Consider the following 19754-nt stretch of genomic DNA (forward strand, 5'->3'; position numbering starts at 1 on the left):
CCAAACAGGCGTATAGCTCCGCAGGTGTGTCTACCGCTTCCACGTCTTGGGACGAATCGTTCCGCGAGACTCCAGCAAGAGCCGCGTGCTTTCCAGTTCCTTTTGCAGCACATCGGTATCCGGCAGAACCATCCGGTAGTTCGCCGCCATGACCTTGGTGGGTAAGCCCTCCAGCGCATACCGCGCCAGGGCGAGCCCCTTGTTGGCACAAAGAATCAGGCCCACCGGCGGGTTCTCCTCGGGATAGGCCCAGTGTTCCTTGGCATAGTTGCAGTACATGTGCATCTGGCCCACGTCCGCGTGGGTCAGGCACCCCAGCTTCAGGTCGATGATGACCAGGCAGCGCAACTTGCGATGGAACAGCAGCAAGTCCACCCGATACCAGGTCTGGTCGATGCGCAAGCGCCGCTGCCGCCCGATGAAGGTGAACCCTTCACCCAGCTCCAGCAGAAAATCTTCCAGCCGCCGGATCAAGGCGGCTTCCAGATCGGACTCCGAATACTCGTCCTTGAGGTCGAGGAACTCCAGCACATACGGGTCTTTGATGGCATCGACGGGCGCGACGGCATCTTCGGGCTTGGCCACCGCGCCCTTGGCCAGCATCGCCGCCTTGTTTTTCGACAGCGCCGTGCGCTCGTAGAACTGGCTGCCGATCTGCCGATCCAACTGGCGCACGCTCCATCCGCCGCGCAGGGCCTCGGCTTCATAGAACTGGCGCGCATGCTCGTCCTTGACCGACAGCAGCCGCACATAGGCCGACCACGGCAGCGTGAAGACCTGCGCCAGCTCGTCAAGCCGCCGAGGCCGCACAGGCTCCGGGGCAGATTCGCCAGACACTGTCTGGCGAATTGGCCGGGTCAGAAAGAACGATCGCATCTGCTGCAGGTTCTGGCGGCTGAACCCACGGCCGAACTGCTGGGTGAGGTCGCTGGCCAGCCGCTCGATCAACTGCTCGCCGTAACCCGCGCGCCGCTTGCCCTGTTGCTCGGCCTCCACGATGCGCCGGCCGATCTCCCAGTAGCTGGCCGTCATCAGCGCATTGACGCTGCGCGCGGCCGTCTGGCGCGCGGCATCGAGCAGGTCCACGATACCGCCGTGGATGCCGGCGTAGCCGGCAGGCAAAGCAGCGGGTGCGACTTCCACCGTCGCAGGCGTCTTCTTGGTCATGCAGCCACCTCCGCAGGCCGCTTCGCCTCGGTGATCGTCTTGCGCCGGTTCGCCACCAGCTCGGCCGCCTTGCGCACCGGGTCGTCCTCGGTGTGGACGTAGCGCATGAACATCGCCACGGTCTTGTGCGCCGTCAGCGCCATGCCGACCTTGACCGGGATGCCCGAGTTGGCAATGTCGGTGGCCGAACGGTGTCGGATGCCATGCGTTCCGACGTGCGTGGCGCCTGCCGCCTTGAGCGCACGGCTCCAGCCGCCGTAATACTCGCCCGTGGTCAGGTGCTTGCCGGGATGGTTCGGCGACGGCAGCACGTAGGGAATACCTTCCTGCCGCGGCGCCGTCGAGAGCAGCCGATAGGCTTCCTCACTCATGGGCTTGGACATGCCGCCCGTCTTGCTGTCCGGCCAGACCACGCGGCGGTTGTCCAGGTTTACCCAATCCCATTGGAGCGTCACGATTTCGGAGCGGCGGCCGGCGAACTCGAATTGCAGGCGGATCGCCAGCGGGATGACGTAGTTCTCCAGGCCCTCGGCCTCGATGTGCTCAAGCCGCCGAAACAGCTTGCCCATGTCCTCGTCGCTGATGAGGTGCGTGGCCTTGCCGTTGGGGTACATCGGGACGTGCCGGCAGGGGTTGGTGCCGTCGGGTCGGTGGCCCCACACCTCGGCCAGGTTGAACATCTTGCGCATGACGCTGAAAGCACGGTTGGCCTCAGCGGGCTTGTGGGCCATCTTCTTCATTGCCGTGGCCACGTCCGGACGCTTCACGTCCTGAACCTTCAAACGGCCCAGCATCGGAACGATGCAGCGGTCGATGACAGCCTGATACCCGCGCTGGGTGCTGGGCTTGTTGCGCTGCTTGGAGTAGTCCTCCATGAACTTGGTGCACAGCTCCTTGACCGTGGGGGCTGAACGGGCTGCGGCCTTGGCCGCGCTGGGGTCGCCACCCCGGCGCACCTCGGCCAGCCATTCCTGGGCCAGCGAGCGGGCCTGCTCGACGGTCAGTTCCCCGTACAGGCCCAGGGCGGGCTTGCGCCGCTCGCCAGCGTTCGTGCGGTACTGAAGCATGAACACCTTGCGGCCCGCTGGTGTAATCTTGCACAGGAAGCCGGGCACCAGCGTGTCCCGGAGTTCGACGGCCTGCGCCTGGGGTTGTGCCGCATCGACTGCGGACTTGGTGAGTTTGAGTTTTGCCACGATGACTCCTCGGAAAGACCCGATTCCCAAGAGCCATGTAGGGGCCAGCAGAGGGGAAGCCGGGTCAGGTTTCGGAAAGCACCGGCATATGTTGGACTCGCCTAAGTTATTGATAAACCTGCTGTATCGGGCTTCGGCGTAGTCCAGCGAAGTTCGGTGCTGGAGTCATGGTGAAATGAAAAATGGCCCCCACGCTCCCCACTGCGTGTGGTCGCTGCCCTCCAAGGGGGCCGCTTTTTCATCTTGGGACGGCCCGGCGATGAAAAAGGCCTTGATCTCCACCCTAGCCGCGCTGGCCTGCGCCAGCGCCCTGGCGCAAGCCGGCAAGCCTGCGCAGCCCGCCAGCGCCGCGCCCGACCTGGCCACGCTGAACTACCGCCTGCAGCCGCGCCAGATCGCCGCCGGCACCTGGGTGATCGAAGGCGCGGTGGCCGACTTCCTGCCCGCCAACGGCTGCAACATCATCAACACCGCATTCATCGCCACCGGCGATGGCGTCGTCGTCATCAACACCGGGCCCTCGCGCCTGTATGGGGAGCAGCAGCGCCGGGCCATTGCCGCCGTCACGCCGCAGCCGGTGCGCGCGGTGCTCAACCTCAACCTGCACCCCGACTATTTCTTCGGCAACCAGGCATGGGACAGCGTTCCGACACAGGCCCTGGCCGGCACTATCGCCGGCATGCGCATCGAAGGCAGCGGCTACGCCGACAACCTGTACCGCCTGTGCGGCGACTGGATGAAAGGCACCGAGCCGGCACCCGCGCGCGAGGCGCTGGAGCCCCGAACCTTCACCCTGGGAACGCACCACCTGGAGTTGCGCCGCCTGCAGGGGCACACCCGGGACGATCTGGTGCTGCTGGACACCACCACCGGCGTGCTGTTCGCCGGCGGCCTGGTCTTTGCCGAGCGCGTGCCGACCACGCCGCACGCCCATCCCGCCCAGTGGCTGCAAAGCCTCGAAACCCTGGAGCAATGGCGCCAGCAGGGCCAGTTCAAGCTGCTGGTGCCCAGCCACGGCCCCGTGGACAAGGGCGTGCAGGGCATCGCGCAGACGCGCGACTGGTTGCAATGGTTCACCGCCTTGCTGGAGCGCAGCGCCCAACAAGGGGTGGACTTGAGCGAACTGCTGCGCGCGCCCGTGCCCAGCCGGTTTGCCGGCTGGGCGGCCCAACCGGCCGAACTGCAGCGCAGCCTGGTGCAGTGGTATCCCGCCCATGAACGGCGGGCGCTGATGCAGCCGCCGCAGTGAATGCCCATGGCGCGCCATGCGCCGGGGTGGCATGTTGCCTTTTGGAGCAGCCTGTTCACCAAGACTTGCTCCACGGGACAACGCCTCCCCGCAGGCCGCCACGCGATGCCCCGCACAAGCCGCGCGGCGCAGCACCCGTTTCCATGGCATGGATATTGCCCCGTCCTTCATCGCCAAGGGTTTCGCGCCTAAGTCTGGGCATGGTGCACAGACATGGTTTTTCCCACAACGCAGGAGACAGACGATGAAACGCACGCTATTGAATTTGATGATGCTGCTCGCGGCCAGCCAGGCCGGCGCGGTCGTGACCGACAAGATGATCCACGACGACGCGAACACGCCGGACGACGTGCTGACCTGGGGCCTGGGGACGCAGGGGCAGCGTTTCTCCACCCTCACCGGCATCAACGAAGGCAACGTCAACCGCCTGGCGCCCGTCTGGGCCATGTCCTTCGGAGGCGAGAAACAGCGCGGCCAGGAAAGCCAGCCGCTGGTGCACAACGGCAAGATGTTCGTGACGGCCTCGTACTCGCGCCTCTTTGCGCTGGACGCCAAGACCGGCAAGAAGCTCTGGAAATACGAGCACCGCCTGCCCGAGGGCATCATGCCCTGCTGCGACGTGGTCAACCGCGGCGCCGCGCTGTACGGCAACCTGGTGATCTTCGGCACGCTGGATGCGCAACTGGTGGCGCTGAACCAGGATACGGGCAAGGTGGTGTGGCGCGAGAAGATCGACGACTACCAGGCCGGCTACAGCTACACCGCCGCCCCGCTGGTGGTCGACGGCATGGTGATCACCGGCAACTCCGGCGGTGAATTCGGCGTGGTGGGCCGCGTCGATGCACGCGACGCCAAGACCGGCAAGCTGCTGTGGACGCGCCCCACCGTCGAAGGCCACATGGGCTACAAGGACGGCAAGGAAAACGGCATCACCGGCACGCCGGGCGCCACCTGGCCGGGCGAGACCTGGAAGACCGGCGGCGCCTCCACCTGGCTGGGCGGCAGCTACGACCCCCAAACCGGCCTGACCTACATCGGCACCAGCAACCCCGGCCCCTGGAACAGCCACGTGCGCAAGGGCGACAACCTGTACTCCGCCTCCACCCTGGCGCTGGACGTGAAGACCGGCAAGATCGTCTGGCACTATCAGAGCACGCCCAACGACGGCTGGGACTTCGACGGCGTGAACGAATTCATCACCTTCGACATGGATGGCAAGCGCGTGGGCGCCAAGGCCGACCGCAACGGCTTCTTCTACGTGATGGACGCGGCCAACGGCAAGCTGCTCAACGCCTTCCCCTTCGTGAAGAAAATCACCTGGGCCACGGACATCGACCTGAAGACCGGCCGCCCCAACTTCGTGGCCGAGAACCGCCCCGGCGACCCCACGGCCCAGGATGCCGACGGCAAGAAGGGCAAGTCCGTCTTTGCCGCCCCCGGCTTCCTGGGCGGCAAGAACCAGATGCCCATGGCCTACAGCCCCAAGACCGGGCTGTTTTACGTGCCCACCAACGAATGGGGCATGGAGATCTGGAACGAGCCCATCACCTACAAGAAGGGCGCCGCCTACCTGGGCGCGGGCTTCACCATCAAGCCGCTGTTCGACGACCACATCGGCGCGCTGCGCGCCATCGACCCCAAGACCGGCAAGGTAGCCTGGGAGGTGAAGAACGAGGCGCCGCTGTGGGGCGGCGTGCTGGTGGCCGGCGACCTGGTGTTCTGGGGCACGCCCGAGGGCTACCTCAAGGCCGCCGATGCCAAGAGCGGCAAGGTGGTGTGGCAGTTCCAGACCGGCTCGGGCGTCGTGGCCCCACCCATCACCTGGACGCAGGACGGCGAGCAGTTCCTGAGCGTGGTCTCCGGCTGGGGCGGCGCGGTGCCGCTGTGGGGCGGTGAGGTGGCCAAGAAGGTGAATTTCCTGGAGCAGGGCGGCTCGGTCTGGACCTTCAAGGTCATGCAGTGACGGGCCTTTGATGCCATGGGGCTGGGGCATGCCCGCCCGGCCTCTTCCTTCCTACCCCCGCGGCGCGCATCCGCAGCGCCGTGCAACGACCACACTCCCATGACAAAGACCCCATTGAGGCCCGGCCGCCGCTGGCTGGCCGCGGCTTGCACCTTCCCGTTGGCGGCCGTGGCGCAGGCCGTTGACACCGACAAGGTCCACCGCCTGCCCGTGGTGGAAGTGGTGCACCAGGCGCCACTGCCCGGGCTGGACGTATCGGTGGAGCAATACCCCGGCAATGCGCAGATGCGCAGCGACGCGCAGATCGAACACTCTGGCACCGCCAACCTGGCCGACTTCCTCAACCGCAGCATGCCCAGTGTCAGCGCCGCCGACATCCAGGGCAGCCCCTACCAGATCGACCTGAGCTACCGCGGCCACCGCCTGTCGCCCCTGCTGGGCTCGCCCCAGGGCCTGTCGGTGTATCTGGACAGCGTGCGCATTAACCAGCCGCTGGGCGACGTCATGGACTGGGACCTGGTGCCCGAAATGGCGCTGGCCGACGTGGCCCTGATTCCCGGCAGCAACCCTTTGTACGGCCTCAACACCCTGGGCGGCGCGCTGGTGCTGGGCACCAAGTCGGGGTTGACGCACCCGGGCACGGAGGTCGATGTTTCCTTTGGCAGCCATGCGCGCAAGCGTGTCGAATTCGGCCATGGCGCGCAGTGGGGCGAGGGCTGGCACGGCTACGCCGCCGGCACCTGGTTCGAGGAAGACGGCTGGCGCGAACGCTCGCCAGGCCACCTGGGCAATGCATTCCTCAAGCTCGGACGCAACCTGGGCGGCACCTCCTGGGCGCTGAGCTACAGCTACGGCCGCAGCAACCTGATCGGCAACGGCCTGCTCAACCAGAGCCTGTACGACACCCAGCCGCGCGCCGGCTACACCTTCTACGACCAGACACGCAACCAGGGCCAATTGCTCAACTTCCAGCTGACACAATCCCTCACCCCGAACGACCAGATTGCGCTGGTGGCATGGCATCGCACTTCGCGCCGCACGGGCAGCAACGGCGACGTCAACGAAGACTGGGCCGAATGGATCGAAGACTGCGAAAAACCCGGCGCGCCCCGCTGCACCGACCCCGCGGCCCCCGGCTACATGCACCACAACGCCGTGCTCAACGTGAGCCAGGCGCGGCATGCGGAAACCGGAGCGACGCTGCAATGGACGCGCCAGTCCGGCGCGCACCAGTTCGCCCTGGGGGCCGAGCTGGCGCGCGGCAAGTCCGACTACGACCAGTACCAGCAGGAAGCCTTTTTCGACGCCAACCGCGTCACCCAGACCGTCCCGGGCGAGGCGCTGGAGCACGAGGTCTCCCTGCGTGGCCGCAGCACGCGCCTGGGGCTGTTCGCGGCCGACACCATCAGCCTCGCGGAGCACACGCAGTTGAGCCTGTCGGCGCGCTGGAACTACAGTCGCGTGCGCAACGACCTCGGGCACCCCGCGCCGTATGAACGCGAGACATTCAGCTACAGCAAGCTCAACCCGGCCATCGGCATCACGCACGCCTTCACGCCGGCGGCCATCGGCTTCGCCAGCCTGTCGCAGGGCACGCGCATGCCGACATCGCTGGAGCTGGGCTGCGCCGATCCGGCCAAGCCGTGCACACTGCCGACCGGCTTGCAGGCCGACCCCTACCTCAAGCAGGTGATCACCCGCACCCTGGAGTTCGGCGCACGCCTGCGCCCGGCCGAGGGCGTGCAACTGACCGGCGCCCTGTTCCGTTCGGAGAGCAACGACGACATCGCCTTCATGCGCTCGGGCATCGCACAGGCGGGCTTTTTCAACAACATCGGCAAGACCCGCCGTCAGGGCCTGGAGCTGAGCGCCCGGGTACAGCGCAGCCATTGGGACATGCGCGCCAGCTACGGCTACCTGGACGCCACCTACCAAAGCAGCGGCGTGCTCTTTGGCCCCTTAAGCACGGCCTCGAAACCCAACGCATTCCACCCCGGCACGCGCATGGCCGCCTTGCCGCGCCATGTGTTCAAGCTCTCGGTCGACTGGCGCGCCACGCCCAGGGTGGTCGTGGGCGGCGACTGGCTGGCCATGGGCTCCCAGGTGGCGGCCGGCAACGAGGGCGGCTCGCGCCCCAAGCTGGGCGACGTGGCCGGCTATGGCCTGTTGAACGCACGCGTCAGCTGGCAAATCAGCCAGGGCTGGAAAGCCTATTTGCGCATCAACAACCTGCTCGACAGGCGCTACGTCACCTATGCCACGGGCAACGAGGATGCCTTCCCTGGCGGCGTGGTGGTCCGGCCCGGCGACGACATGGGATCGGCGCGCTTCGTCGCCCCCGGCATGGGCCGCGGCTTCACCGTCGGCATGCGCTACGAGTGGCGCTGAGCCCTGGCCTGCGAAAACGCTACATTTTCAATAGCTTTTGACGATTTATGGGTAATAGTTTCATGCTAATTTGGCTTGAAATTTTTCGGCCATGAGAAAACCCCGGAACGCCTGCACGGCGTTCCGGGGTTTTTCCTCCATGCCGCCGCGGCGGTGCGGCGGTTAGGGTGCAGTGAACGTCAGGCCATGCTGCTTGAAGATCGCCAGCAGCTCGCCGCTGCCGCGCAACGACTCCAGGGCCTGCTGCAGCGCCTGGCCCAGGGCCTCGTTCCTGGCCTTGATGGCCATGCCCACCAGCCAGCCCTGGGACGGCACGCCCGTCAGCGGAAACTCGCTGATCTCCATCTGCTCCGGCCTCGGCTGCGCGTGGAAGATCGCGGATTCCGCCTGTGCACGCGTGACGTAGGCGGCGGCCACCTCGCCCTGCAACACCGCCTGCACGGCCTTGACGCCGTTTTCATACAGGTGCACCTGTGCGCTCAGCAGGCGGTTGTCGTGCCCGATCAGGGCGCTGGCCGCGCCGGTGCCGCGCTCGGCGGCCAGGGGCACCCCCTTGAGGTCGGCGGCGCCCGCCACGGCCGGCAGGCGCCGCTTGTCGCGCACCAGCACGACCTGCTCGCGCATGTACGGGGCAAAGATCAGCGCCTGCTGGTTCTGCTGCATGAAGTACTTGTCCACGGGCACGTGCAGCATCACGTCGGCCGGGCCGTAGCCCAGGTAGTGGCCCTTCCAGACCATGTTGCGCAGGTCGTCGCTCATGTTCTCGTCGCCATCGAAGGGCAGCAGGGACAGCTGCAGCCCCATGGCGCGCGCCAGGGCCTGCGCCAGGGACACGTCCAGGCCCTGCATGCCCTGCGCCGACGGCGCGGAAAACGGCGGGAAGGCGTTGTACAGCGCCACCTTGAGCGCACCATGCGCGCGGATGCGCTCCAGGGCGCTGGGCTCCTCCTGCGCATGGGCCGCGCCCACGCCGGCAAGCAGCGGCAGCAGTCCCAGTACCAGCTGGCGGCGGCCCGTCGATTGCGGTTTTGGGGATGCTTCGATCATGGTTCGCGCCGCGATTCGAGATAGGTCTTGATGGCCCACAGGGCCTCCTGGGACAGCATGCCCTCGAACGGCGGCATGTACACCCGGCCGTCGCGCGTGCGGCCCCGGCGCACCGTGCCGATGAAGTAATCGCTGACCTCCTTGAAGCAGGCGTTCTTCTTCGCCTCGTCGGCCAGACTGGTGCACTCGTCATCGAGGCGGCGCAGATCGGGGGCAATGCCGCCGGAGATGGCCTCCAGCCCATGGCAGCGGGCGCAATTCTGGTTGTAGCCGGATGCGCCGATGCGCACCGCCTCGGCCTGCGCGGGGCCCTTGCTGTAGGGATTGTCCTCCAGCCATTTCTGCCCCACGGGCGGCAGGGTGCGCGTGTCCACAGGCTGGGGGGTTACGTCCCCGTGCGCCCAGGCGGCGCCCAGGCCGGCAGCCAGCGCCAGAGCGAGGGCCGTGCACGCGCCCTGCCGGGCCCAGGTCTGAACAGCAAAATGCATAGGGTGTCTCCTTGAATGAATAGTGATGTCCAACGACAGCAAGAACCAGGCCACTTCTTTCTGGAAGGTGTTCACCCCGCGCACGCGCGACGGCAAGCCCCCTTCGGCAGCGTGCCCCGCCCGCCGCACACCGTTCGCAGGGTTGTGACAGGCATTGCTCCGCTTTGGAGCAATTGCCCCCGGCGCGGTAGAGCGGCAGGCCGTGCCTTGCCGGAATGCGTAGGGCTTGGCATTTTTTTTGCTGCATCGCAACGGCCGCATGGAAACCGTTGATCCCTGCGGAACACCATCGAAAAGACCTGCCATGCACTTTGACGCCGCCACCAGCGCACCGAAACTGCCTCCCGCGCTGCCCCACCTCTCGCGCCGCCTGCGCCTGCAGTACGAGAGCGCGCAAACGCGCTGGGTGCTGCTCGACCCCGAAGGCACGGTGCAACTCAACGACAGCGCCGCCGAGATCCTGCGCCGCTGCGACGGGCGCCACACCGTGGCCGATATCGTCAGCGAACTCGAAGCGCTGTTCGACACCCAGGGCATCGCCCCCCAGGTGCGCGCGCTGATCGCCGAGGGCACGCGCCGTGGCTGGCTCGACTGACGCCTTGGGAGCGCGCACGCTCGCCGCCTGCGCCCTGCTGTGGCTGCAGCCCGGCGCGGCCCAGCCCCCTATAAGCCCCCAGGACACCGCCCTGCTCGCCGGCAACTGCGTCACCTGCCACGGCCCCGGCGGCCAGCCGCCGGCCGGCGCCGACACCAGCATCCCCGGCCTGCGCGGCCAGAGCAGCGCAGCCTTGCTGGAACGCATGCAGGCGTTCCAGGCCGGGCGGGTGGCGGGCGCCACCGTCATGCCGCTGTTGATGCAGGGCTATGACGTGGCCCAGATGCAGGCCCTGGCCCGGTGGTTTGCCAAGCCGCCCGCCGAGAGGCCGTGATGACTACGCTACAGCGCCGCCAGTTTTTGCTCGGCGCGGCAGGCCTGGCCGCGCCCGCCATCGTGCGCGCGCAGGGCGCAAGCGCGCATGTGCTGGTGGTGGGCGGCGGCTTTGGCGGCGCCACGGTGGCGCGCTACCTGCGCGCCTGGGCGCCGCAGATCCAGGTCACCCTGGTCGAGCCTGAAGAGCGTTTCGTCACCTGCCCGTTTTCCAACCACTACCTGGCGGGGCTGCGAACCTGGGACAGCATAAGCCACGGCTACCACGGCCTGCGCGCCGCCGGTGTGCAAATCATCCACGCCCGCGCCGAAGATGTGGACGGCCAGCGGCGCAGGCTGCACCTGCACACGGGCCAGGAGTTGCATTGGGACCGCCTGGTGATCTCGCCCGGCGTGGATATGCGCTGGGACGCCCTCGAAGGCTATGACCAGGCCGCCGCCAGGCTGGCGCCCCATGCCTGGAAGGCCGGCGCGCAGACCCGGCTGCTGCGCCGCCAGCTGCAGGCCATGCCCGACGGCGGCGTGTTCGTCATGGCGATCCCCGACAACCCGTTTCGCTGCCCGCCCGGGCCCTATGAGCGCGCCAGCCTCATCGCGCATTACCTGCGCCAGCACAAGCCGCGCAGCAAGCTGCTACTGCTCGATGCCAAGAACAACTTCTCGAAGAAGGAACTGTTCCTGCAGGGCTGGAAGGCCTTATACGGCGGCATGCTCGAATGGGTCAGCCTGGCGCAGGACGGCCAGGTGGTGCGCGTGGATGCGCGGGCGCTGGAGGTGGAGACGGCCTTCGGCGCGCGCCACAAGGCGCACGTGCTCAACGTCATCCCGCCGCAGAAGGCGGGCATGATTGCCGAGCGCGCGGGCGTGGCCGACGCCAGCGGCTGGGCGCCGGTGCGCGCGGAGGACTTCGCATCGCAGCGCGTGGCCGGCATACATGTGCTGGGCGACGCGGCCCTGGCCGGGCCGATTCCGAAATCCGGCTTTGCAGCCAACAACCAGGGCAAGGTGGTGGCGGCGGCACTGGCCACCGAACTGACCGGCCAGAGTGCCCCCACGGCCTGGTACGCCAACACCTGCTACAGCCTGCTGGCGCCGGGCTATGGCATCTCGGTGGCGGGGGTGTACCGCGCGCAGCAGGGGCATTTGGTCGATCTGCCGCACAGCGTGGGCGTGAGCCCGCTGGATGCCCCGGCCGAGCACCGCGCCGCGGAGGCACGCCATGGCGCGGCCTGGTACGCCGGCATCAGCGCAGACATCTGGGATCGCTGAAGGCTTTCAACCCTGGGCCTGCAGGTGCGGGCCCCGGGCAGCGTGCGCGGGTAGGTGGGCAAGAGGGTGGCAGCCAGGGCGCAGCTCATGGCTTGGCGCTAAGCACCCAGCCGGCCAGCAGCTTGACGTCTTGCGCGCTGAGGCTGGAATGCGCGGGCATGGCAGCACGCCCCCATTTGCCCTTGGAGCCCATTTGTATGGACTGCGCCAGCGTGGCCGCGGCGTCCTTGTCGCCAGCGTATTTCTCGGCCACCGAATTGAACGCCGGGCCGACGATCTTCTCGGCGGCGGCATGGCAGCTGTAGCAGCCGTTGGCCTTGGCGATCTCGGCGGCGGCGGCCAGGTCGGTGGCGGCATGGGCGGCGGCGGCGGCCCACAGGGAAGCGAGGATGAAGACGTTGCGCATGCTGGGTAGTCCCTTCGGGTGGGTTCAAAGACTGGTCGCTTGCATGGGGCAACATCCATGCCAACCCCGCCCCCTTGCTGATGCGCCTTCTGGTGCGCACATACGTACCAGGACGCCCGCAAACTGTTCAAGAATGAAGCAAGGTCTGCTACACCCCGGGGTCACGGCCGCGCGCGCAGGGCCCACTGTTCGTAGCCGTAGCGCGGATGCCACTGCGCCAGGCTGCGGTACAGCTCGGCCGGCTGCGCAACCCAGGCGGTAAGGCGCCCGAGCACCGGCTGGCGCAGCAGCTCGCTCAGGTCCAGCCCCCCGCCCGTCGCCTGCACCATGGCCCCGTCCACATGCCATTGGCCATCACGGGTCTGCGCCATGGCGCGCAGGGGCTCGAACTCCAACACCTCGCGCACCGGGTTGCGATCGGCCACCACCCTGATGCGTGCCATGCCGCCGCCCACAAACTGTTCGTGCAAGGTGGGCCATTGCAGCGATCCCAGGAGGCCCCCGTGCGGTCCGGTGCCGGCACCATCCACGCCCTGCGCTTAAGCATGATCTGTCTCCACCATGCAACGGCTTGGCGGCACAGCAACCATGCTGTCCCACCGGCCCGATTCGGTCGCCCACTGTTCCAGCAGGCAACATCCTGCCCAGGCAGGCAAAAGCAATGCCACAGAGACGGCGACGACCACATTGCTCTCAACTTGATAGCCATCAACGATTACCACGCAATGGTTAAGGCCACACCGAATCCACCGGCACCAGTGAACAAACGCACAACCACAGAAGAGCCGCCAGAGCACGGCTGAAAAGACATTGCCAGTCCCGGATCGCACCACGGCGGGCATGGGCTGTGTCGATCAGGCCTGTTTTACGGCTCGGTTAGAAGGGGAGCATTGTTGGCAGGCTCGCACGCCTCGCTCCTGCGGACCGGCCGCCCTCGGTTCTCCGGAAAAGAGGGCCATTCCAACCGCTCTTCCATCCATCAAACCTCCCGGCGCGCCCGATAGTGCAGCACATGGCCTGCATGCCCGTCAGGCCGGGAGACCTGATCATGATTTCGCACACTCTCATGCCTTCCCTGCCCGGTATGGCCACGCCTGCCATCGTGACGCGCGAGGTTCACCGTGCCTACGACGGCAAAGCCTCGCAGGGCGCGGTCCCGGCCGTACTTGAAGAGCGGCTGCCGTTTTCGGTGCGCGTGGTCAGCGACGCCGAGGCCCTGGACAAGGCCGTACACATACGCCATGCGGCCTACGCGCGCCATGTGCCCGATCTGGCGCGCACCCTGCTTCAACCCGAAGCAGCCGACTTCGCCGACGGCTCCGTGGTGCTGCTGGCCGCCTCCCACCTCGATGGCTCGCCCCTGGGCACGCTGCGCATACAGACCAACCGCTATGCGCCGCTGGCGCTGGAGCAATCGCTCACGCTGCCACCGTCACTGAGCGGCAGCCTGCTGGCCGAGGCCACGCGCCTGGGCGTGGCCGAGGGGCGGGTGGGCACCCTGGTGAAGACCGTGCTGTTCAAGGCTTTCTACCTGTATTGCCTGCACAGTGGGGTGGACTGGATGGTGGTGACCGGGCGCGCGCCCGTGGATCGCCAGTACCTGCGCATGCTGTTCGACGATGTCTACCCCGACGCGGGCTACATCCCGATGCATCACGTCGGCAACCTGCCGCACCGCGTGCTGAAGTTCGAGGTACGCACGGCCCAGGAACGCTGGGCAGCGGTGCATCACCCAATGTACAAGTTCATGGTCGAGACCCACCACCCCGACATCAGCCTGGATGTGCGTGCAGCGCCTCTCTCCCGGGAGCCGGTCGCTGCCCCGGTGCTCCTGCAAGCGCCCGCTCAGGTCATGTAGGCCTCAATGCGTGCCGCGCCCCGGCGGCAGCCAGTCCTGCGGCACGGGCCAGGCCTGCAGCAGCAGGGACTGCAACAGGCTGACGTCACTCACGAAGTCGGCCGATGAGTGCGCCTCGAGCATGCGCTCGGGCGCCTGGGCACGGGCAATGGCAAAGCCCTGCACATAGTCCACCCCGATCTCGGCCAGGGTCTGCACCGTGGCATCGTCCTCGGCCCATTCGGCGACCGTCTTCATGCCCAGGTTGCGCGCCAGGCCGACGATGGCCTCGACGATGGCCACATTCGCCGGATGCTGGTTCATGTTCACGATGAAGCTGCCATCGATCTTGAGCAGATCGCCGCGGAGATCCCTGAGATAGGAAAACGAGGTATAACCCGCGCCAAAGTCATCGAGCGCCACCTTGGCACCCAGGCCGTGCACCTGGGCTATGAAACGCTGCGTGTTCTCCAGGTCATGCAGGGCCACGCTTTCGGTGATCTCCAGGCACAGGCGGTGCGCCACATCGGCGTAGTCCCGCAGCAGTTGCACGGCATCCTGCACAAAACATTCATCGTTGAGCGAGGCGCCGCTGAGGTTCATGCAGATGAAGCGCGTGCGCTGCAGCCGGCCTTCATGCGCCCGCACCCAGGCCAGGGTCTGGCGCAGCACCCAACGATCAATCACCCCCATGCGGCCACTGTTCTCGGCCGCCGTGATCAGGCGTGGCGTGGGCACGCTTCGGCCGTCCGGGTCGCGCATGCGCAGCAGCACCTCGAAGTTGAGCGACTGATCCGGCTCGCGCAGCGACATGATGGGCTGCATCTCCAGATACAGGCCCTGCAGCTCGTCAGAGGCCGAGAGCTGGCCGGCCAGGCGGATCTCGGCCTCGTGTTCCTGGAGCGCGCGCGAGTCACGCTCAAATACCACCAGGTGGCTGCCGCGGCTTTGCTTGGCCTCGCGGCAGGCGCGGTCGGCGGTGGAGATGGCATCTTTGGCCGAGCTGCCCCGAGCCACCTCGATCAGGCCTATCGAGCCGCGCACGTAAAAGGAGCGGTCGCCCACCTGGTAGGACTGGCTGCCTATGGCATCGACCATGTCCTGGCAGATGGGCGCGGCCTGGGCCAGGCTGGTGCCGGGCATGAGGACAATGAACTCATCGCCCCCCATGCGCCCCATGTGCATGCCCTCCTGCAGCAACTTGCCGACGCGCTTGCAGACCTGGCGCAGCACCTCGTCGCCGGCGTAGTGGCCGAACAAATCGTTGATCAGCTTGAAACGGTCCAGGTCCAGATAGGCCAGTGTCAACATGTGGTTCGCGGCCGACGCATGCAGCGCCCAGTCCAGCTCGGCCCGGATGGCATCGCGGTTGAGCACCTGGGTCAGCGGGTCGTGATGCGCCAGGAACTGCAGGCGCTCAATCGCCAGGGAGCGCTCGGTCACATCCTGCAGCGAGCCCTCGATGCGCTCGCCCGCAAGCGACGCCCGCACCAGAAAGCGCCGGCCTCGGGGCGAGCGCGCGCCCGGGTGGCCCGCAAGCTCGAATTCGGCCACGGGCTGGGCGCTCAAGGACTGCAGCATGCGCTGCCAATCCATGGAGGTGAAGTGATGATCCCAGTGGTTGCTGCCATGCGCCAGCACGGCCGGCCCGAGCGCGGCGCGCAAGGCCGGATTGGCGGCAATGAAGCGGCCCTGCAGATCGAGCGTGAACAGGCCCAGCGGCATGACCTCGAAGCTGTGCTGCAGCTTGTCTTGCGCCTGCACGCGCTGCTGGTGCTCCTGGCGCAACTGGGCGGCTATGGCCATGGTGGCCAGCAGGCTCGACGAGAGCGCCGCCGTGACGCTGTTGACGGAAGCGATCCAGCCCTGCAGGCCAAAGGCCGCCGCCACGACCTCGTACAGGCTGGACAGCAGCATCACGGCAATGGCGGCGCCATACCAGGCAGCCACCGGCGAGCGCGTGAGCATGATGATGCGCACCAGCATGCTCACCAGCAGCAGGCTGCCGAAGGCAGTGGCGAGCCAGGCCAAGGGCAGGAACTGCGCGTAGGACAGCGTGGTGGACAGAGCCAGCAGCAGTACGCAGGACCATTGCGTCGCGTTGAGCAGGCGCTGGGCCGCGCACTTGGCCAGCTCCGCGCGAAACAGCGAGCGAAACAGCGCAAAGGTCACCACATACAGCAGCGCAATCGTGACAGAGCGCCCGCGCGGGAGCCAGTCGAGGGGCACGGTGCGCCCCAGCCACTGCTGATCCCATCCGGCCGACAAGGCTCCCATGCGCAGGTTGATCAAGAGCCAGACGGCAAACAGCACATAGCTGGGGTTGCGGTTGATCAGGGCGGTGATGAAGACGAACAGCGCCAGCATCAGGATGCCGCCTTCGAGCAGGCCCGCGTCGCGCTCGAAGGCCTGCGAGGCGATCTGCAGCGCCTGTTCATCCCACTGCTGCACCGTCAGGCGCCCTGGGCCGATGAAGCGCGCCCGGCACAGCACGGGTGCGCCGGCCGCCAGGCCCTGCAGGCGCAGCCCGAAGCCGGCACGCGAGTCAAACAGCTGCCCCTGCTGGCGGACGCGGTCTGCCTCTCCCAGGGGCGCGAGCCGCTCACCGTCCCAGCAGGCGAGCGCGATCATGTGGCGCGACGGGAACTCGAGCACCGCCGCACGGCCCGGCTGCGCGGCCGGCACGGTGAAGCTGAACCAGAACGGCGCCTCGCTCAGGTAGGTGTCGCGCCGCAGCACCGGCTGCTCGCGCGCCACGGCCGCCAGGGCACTGGCCGGATCCTGCGCACCGCCGCGATCCTCTGCCACGCGCATGGCCACGGGCAGCGAGCCTTCGTGGGCGTAATGCGGAACCCAGGTCCACAGGGCCAGCACCGACAACAGCAGCACGGCGCCAGGCAAGGCAAAGACCAATAGCCACGCAAAGGCGTGCTCCTGCGCGCCATGCAAACGGCTCCAGAGGGGTAGCACGGCAGAGGTGGCTGAAGGCTTCACGGCAACTATCTAGGGCAGGGGGCTTAAAAATTTTGCGCTATGGGAACGAAGTAAGCCCTAACACTGCTGAATTATCTCTTTTTGTTATCCCCGTTCCATTTGCTTGCAACTTAAATCATTGCGGGCAACTGCGCCATATCGCCGAACACCCGCACCGCCCCCGCGGCACGCAGCGCCTCGGGCGAGCCGTGGCCCACACTCGGCGGGCTGAAACCCAGCACGGTGGCGCCTGCGGCCACGCCAGCCAGCACTCCCGTCACCGTGTCCTCCACCACCAGGCAGCGCGCGGGCGGCACGCCCAGGGCCGCGGCCGCGGCCAGGTAGACGTCGGGCGCAGGTTTCGTGCGCGGCATCTCGTGGCCGCTGAAGACACGCCCGGCAAACAGCGGCGCCAGGCCCACCTGGGCCAGTTGCATCTCCACCTTCTGGCGGTCGGCCCCCGAGGCGCAGGCGATGCGCCCTTGCAGCCGGGCGTGCACCGCGCGCACCGCCTCGGGCGCGTGGGGTATGGCCACCAACTCGGCCTGCAGGCGCGCGTTGCGGCGCGCGTAGAACTCGGCCATCCAGGCGTCGGTGAGCGGGCGGCCGGTCTCGGCCTCGATGCGCGCGGCCTCGCTGCGCACGGTCTTGCCTATGAACAGGCGCATGCACTCGTCTGGGTGCAGCAGCCAGCCGGCCTCGCCCAGCATCTGGCACAGCACGCCGTTGGTGATCGGCTCGCTGTCGACGAGCACGCCATCGCAGTCAAACAAAATGGCTTCAAAGGTCATGGGGTTCGATCGGGGTGAGCGGCGTCCACCCCGATGGGTGCAGCGCCGCCATGCAGTCTGCACCATACAGCACCACGCGGTTGCGCCCCGTCTGCTTGGCCGTGTAGAGCGCGGCGTCCGCCTGCTGGAACAGGATCTGGGCGGCCTCCTGTCCAGCCACATCCGCATGCTGCTGCGGGTGCAGGCTGGTCACGCCCATGCTCAAGGTGACGATGCCGCTGCAGGCGCTGCCGCGGTGCTCCAGGGCCAGCGCCCGCACCTGGTCCTGCAGGCGCAGGGCCACGGCCATGGCCGCGGGCACATCGGCGCCGGGCAGCAGCACGGCGAATTCCTCGCCGCCATAGCGCGCCAGCAGGTCGCCCGCCCGCCCGAGCAGGGCCGACAGCGCCTCGGCCACGCGCCGCAGGCACTGGTCGCCGGCCACATGGCCATAGTAGTCGTTGTAGGCCTTGAAATGGTCCACGTCCATCATCACCATGGCCAGCGGCGTGCCTTCGCGCTGGGCACGGCTCCATTCATGGGTCACGGCCTCGTGCAGCGCCAGGCGGTTGGCCACCTGGGTCAGCGGATCCAGTCGCACCTGGGCCTCCAGCGCCGCCCGGTAGCGCGACAGCTGCTCCTCGGTGTGCCTGCGCTCCGTGATGTCCTGCACCGTGCCGGTCATGCGCGACGGCTCGGCTGCCGAGGCCTGGCTGTATTCCCCCCAGACCTCGACCCAACGCTCCTGCCTGTCATTGGCCCGGCGGATGCGGTACTGGGTGCGTAGCGGTGTGCGTTCGGTCATGGCCCGGCCATGGATTTGCAGGACCTGGGCGCCTTCATCGGGATGCAGCAGCCCCATCCACTGGCGCAGCGTCATGCGGCCGTCGGCCGGCAGGCCGAAGATGGCGCTGGCCATGCGCGACATGACGAAGGTCTCGCGCCGCGTGTCGTAGGTGAAATAGCCCACGGCCGCCGCTTTCTGCGCGTTGTCCAGCCAGCGCAGGTTGCGCTCGAGCTCACCCTTGAGTGCGCGCTCACGCTGCCAGGCGCGCCATTGCCAGAGCATGGCGATGCAGCCAAGCAGCAGCAGCCCCAGGCTGGCGAGCAGGCCCAGGCCCAGCCATTCGCGGCGCTGGGCCTCGCTGAAGGCATCGGCCACATCGACCTTGGAAACCAGCAGCCAGGGCGAGTCAGGCACGGCACTGGCCACGGCCAGCACCTCCTGCTCGCGGTAGTCGCTGGCATAGAAGGCGCCACGCACGCCTTCCACCGCCTGCACCAGCGGGTCGCGCCGGTGTTGCGCCAGCGGCAACTGCAGCGCCGTCGGCTCTTCGCCGCGCAGGCGCAGCGGGCTCAAGGCCACGGCCGCATCGCCCTGACGCCGTACCAGCACCGACTCGGCCGAAGGGCTGTGGCTGGGCCAGGTCTGCAGCAGCGGGTACAGGGTGGTGCGCGCATCCACCACCAGCCACACGGCCCCCAGCGGGCGATCGCCGTCAAAAAGCGGCGCCAGCAACCCATAAATCTCAAAGGCGAAAGCCGGGTCTCGGCGCAGTTCCACCACGACCGGCTGGGCCTGCACCAGTGCCTGCTGCAGAGCCTGCTGCTCGGGCGCGGGCAGCAGGCCGGCGGCAGTGCCCTGGGGCTGCAGCAACAGGCGCCCCTGCACATCCACCAGGTAGGCGGCGGTGTAGCGTGCCTGCTCGACGAGGATGAGCAGGCGTTCGCGCAGCAGTGCCTCGCGCTCGGGCGCCGCCGTTTTGCGCCATTGCGCCACGGCCCGCGCCAAAAGACCGTCCTGCGTCAGCGCCGCAGCCTCTGCCATCCGACGCGCGCGCCAGTCGGCGAGGCCACGCATCTGCAGCAGGTTGACCGCGTGCAGGCCACCCTCGATCTGGTGGCGGTAGCGCAACTCACGCTCCTGGTAGATCCTGTGTGCGCCCCAGCCGATACTGCCCAGCAGCAACAGCGCCACCAGCGGAAGCAACCACCACACGCGCGGGCGCGGGCGCGCGTGCTGTCGCAGTAGGGTGGTGAGCATTTGCATGGCGGCAGGAAGAAGAAGTCAAC

At 67.6% G+C, this 19754-nt stretch carries 17 protein-coding genes; 8 read left to right on the forward strand and 9 right to left on the reverse strand.

The window, feature by feature from the left end; genetic code table 11:
• Positions 1-30: 30 nt before the first annotated feature.
• Positions 31-1167, reverse strand: coding sequence for a YhcG family protein (locus tag P7644_RS17910; RefSeq protein ID WP_404300594.1), 1137 nt, complete (start codon positions 1165-1167; stop codon positions 31-33).
• Complete coding sequence (locus P7644_RS17915; RefSeq protein ID WP_404300596.1) at positions 1164-2363, reverse strand: tyrosine-type recombinase/integrase; 1200 nt, start codon at positions 2361-2363, stop codon at positions 1164-1166. The genes P7644_RS17910 and P7644_RS17915 overlap by 4 nt, the downstream gene beginning before the upstream one ends.
• 259 nt (positions 2364-2622) lie before the next feature.
• Here P7644_RS17915 and P7644_RS17920 point away from each other — a divergent pair, with 259 nt between their 5' ends.
• From P7644_RS17920 to P7644_RS17930, 3 genes are all read left to right on the forward strand, one after another.
• Entirely contained in the window at positions 2623-3612 is a 990-nt protein-coding gene (locus P7644_RS17920; protein WP_404300597.1) for a quinoprotein relay system zinc metallohydrolase 1, read from the forward strand.
• A gap of 244 nt (positions 3613-3856) precedes the next feature.
• The gene (locus tag P7644_RS17925; protein WP_404300598.1) at positions 3857-5575 is read left to right on the forward strand and encodes a PQQ-dependent methanol/ethanol family dehydrogenase; all 1719 of its coding nucleotides are present in this window, start codon (positions 3857-3859) and stop codon (positions 5573-5575) included.
• A 99-nt stretch (positions 5576-5674) separates the two neighbouring features.
• Complete coding sequence (locus tag P7644_RS17930; RefSeq protein WP_404300599.1) at positions 5675-7963, forward strand: TonB-dependent receptor; 2289 nt, start codon at positions 5675-5677, stop codon at positions 7961-7963.
• A gap of 162 nt (positions 7964-8125) precedes the next feature.
• On the opposite strand, the gene P7644_RS17935 is transcribed toward P7644_RS17930, so the two are convergent.
• Entirely contained in the window at positions 8126-9010 is an 885-nt protein-coding gene (locus P7644_RS17935; RefSeq protein ID WP_404300600.1) for a substrate-binding periplasmic protein, read from the reverse strand.
• Positions 9007-9498 (reverse strand): cytochrome c-550 PedF, encoded by a 492-nt coding sequence (gene pedF, locus P7644_RS17940; protein ID WP_404300601.1) that lies wholly within the window; start codon positions 9496-9498, stop codon positions 9007-9009. The genes P7644_RS17935 and pedF overlap by 4 nt, the downstream gene beginning before the upstream one ends.
• A 25-nt stretch (positions 9499-9523) precedes the next feature.
• Between pedF and P7644_RS17945 the strand changes: the two genes are divergently transcribed.
• From P7644_RS17945 to P7644_RS17960, 4 genes are all read left to right on the forward strand, one after another.
• Positions 9524-9646 carry a hypothetical protein gene (locus P7644_RS17945; RefSeq protein ID WP_404300602.1) on the forward strand — a complete coding sequence of 41 codons (123 nt, stop codon included), beginning with the start codon at positions 9524-9526 and terminating at the stop codon, positions 9644-9646.
• A 156-nt stretch (positions 9647-9802) separates the two neighbouring features.
• Positions 9803-10093, forward strand: coding sequence for a pyrroloquinoline quinone biosynthesis peptide chaperone PqqD (pqqD, locus tag P7644_RS17950; protein WP_404300603.1), 291 nt, complete (start codon positions 9803-9805; stop codon positions 10091-10093).
• Positions 10077-10427 carry a c-type cytochrome gene (locus tag P7644_RS17955; protein ID WP_404300604.1) on the forward strand — a complete coding sequence of 117 codons (351 nt, stop codon included), beginning with the start codon at positions 10077-10079 and terminating at the stop codon, positions 10425-10427. Before pqqD ends, P7644_RS17955 begins: the two co-directional genes overlap by 17 nt.
• Complete coding sequence (locus P7644_RS17960) at positions 10427-11695, forward strand: FCSD flavin-binding domain-containing protein (RefSeq protein ID WP_404300605.1); 1269 nt, start codon at positions 10427-10429, stop codon at positions 11693-11695. Before P7644_RS17955 ends, P7644_RS17960 begins: the two co-directional genes overlap by 1 nt.
• Before the next feature lie 85 nt (positions 11696-11780).
• On the opposite strand, the gene P7644_RS17965 is transcribed toward P7644_RS17960, so the two are convergent.
• Together P7644_RS17965 and P7644_RS17970 are read right to left on the reverse strand one after the other, a co-directional pair.
• Positions 11781-12101 carry a c-type cytochrome gene (locus P7644_RS17965; protein WP_404300606.1) on the reverse strand — a complete coding sequence of 107 codons (321 nt, stop codon included), beginning with the start codon at positions 12099-12101 and terminating at the stop codon, positions 11781-11783.
• A 161-nt stretch (positions 12102-12262) separates the two neighbouring features.
• Positions 12263-12571 (reverse strand): hypothetical protein, encoded by a 309-nt coding sequence (locus tag P7644_RS17970; protein ID WP_404300607.1) that lies wholly within the window; start codon positions 12569-12571, stop codon positions 12263-12265.
• A 578-nt stretch (positions 12572-13149) separates the two neighbouring features.
• Here P7644_RS17970 and P7644_RS17975 point away from each other — a divergent pair.
• Positions 13150-13959, forward strand: a complete 810-nt coding sequence (locus P7644_RS17975; RefSeq protein WP_404300608.1) for a hypothetical protein — start codon at positions 13150-13152, stop codon at positions 13957-13959.
• 3 nt (positions 13960-13962) lie between these two features.
• On the opposite strand, the gene P7644_RS17980 is transcribed toward P7644_RS17975, so the two are convergent.
• From P7644_RS17980 to P7644_RS17990, 3 genes are all read right to left on the reverse strand, one after another.
• The gene (locus tag P7644_RS17980) at positions 13963-16932 is read right to left on the reverse strand and encodes an EAL domain-containing protein (protein WP_404300609.1); all 2970 of its coding nucleotides are present in this window, start codon (positions 16930-16932) and stop codon (positions 13963-13965) included.
• Positions 16933-17042: 110 nt separating this feature from the next.
• A complete protein-coding gene (locus tag P7644_RS17985; protein WP_404300610.1) occupies positions 17043-17702 on the reverse strand; it encodes an HAD family hydrolase in 660 nt (219 codons plus the stop codon).
• Entirely contained in the window at positions 17692-19731 is a 2040-nt protein-coding gene (locus tag P7644_RS17990) for a diguanylate cyclase domain-containing protein (protein ID WP_404300611.1), read from the reverse strand. Before P7644_RS17990 ends, P7644_RS17985 begins: the two co-directional genes overlap by 11 nt.
• Between the last annotated feature and the right edge of the window lie 23 nt (positions 19732-19754).

It is taken from the genome of Alicycliphilus denitrificans, assembly GCF_044792555.1.
Lineage (GTDB): Bacteria > Pseudomonadota > Gammaproteobacteria > Burkholderiales > Burkholderiaceae_C > Alicycliphilus > Alicycliphilus denitrificans_A.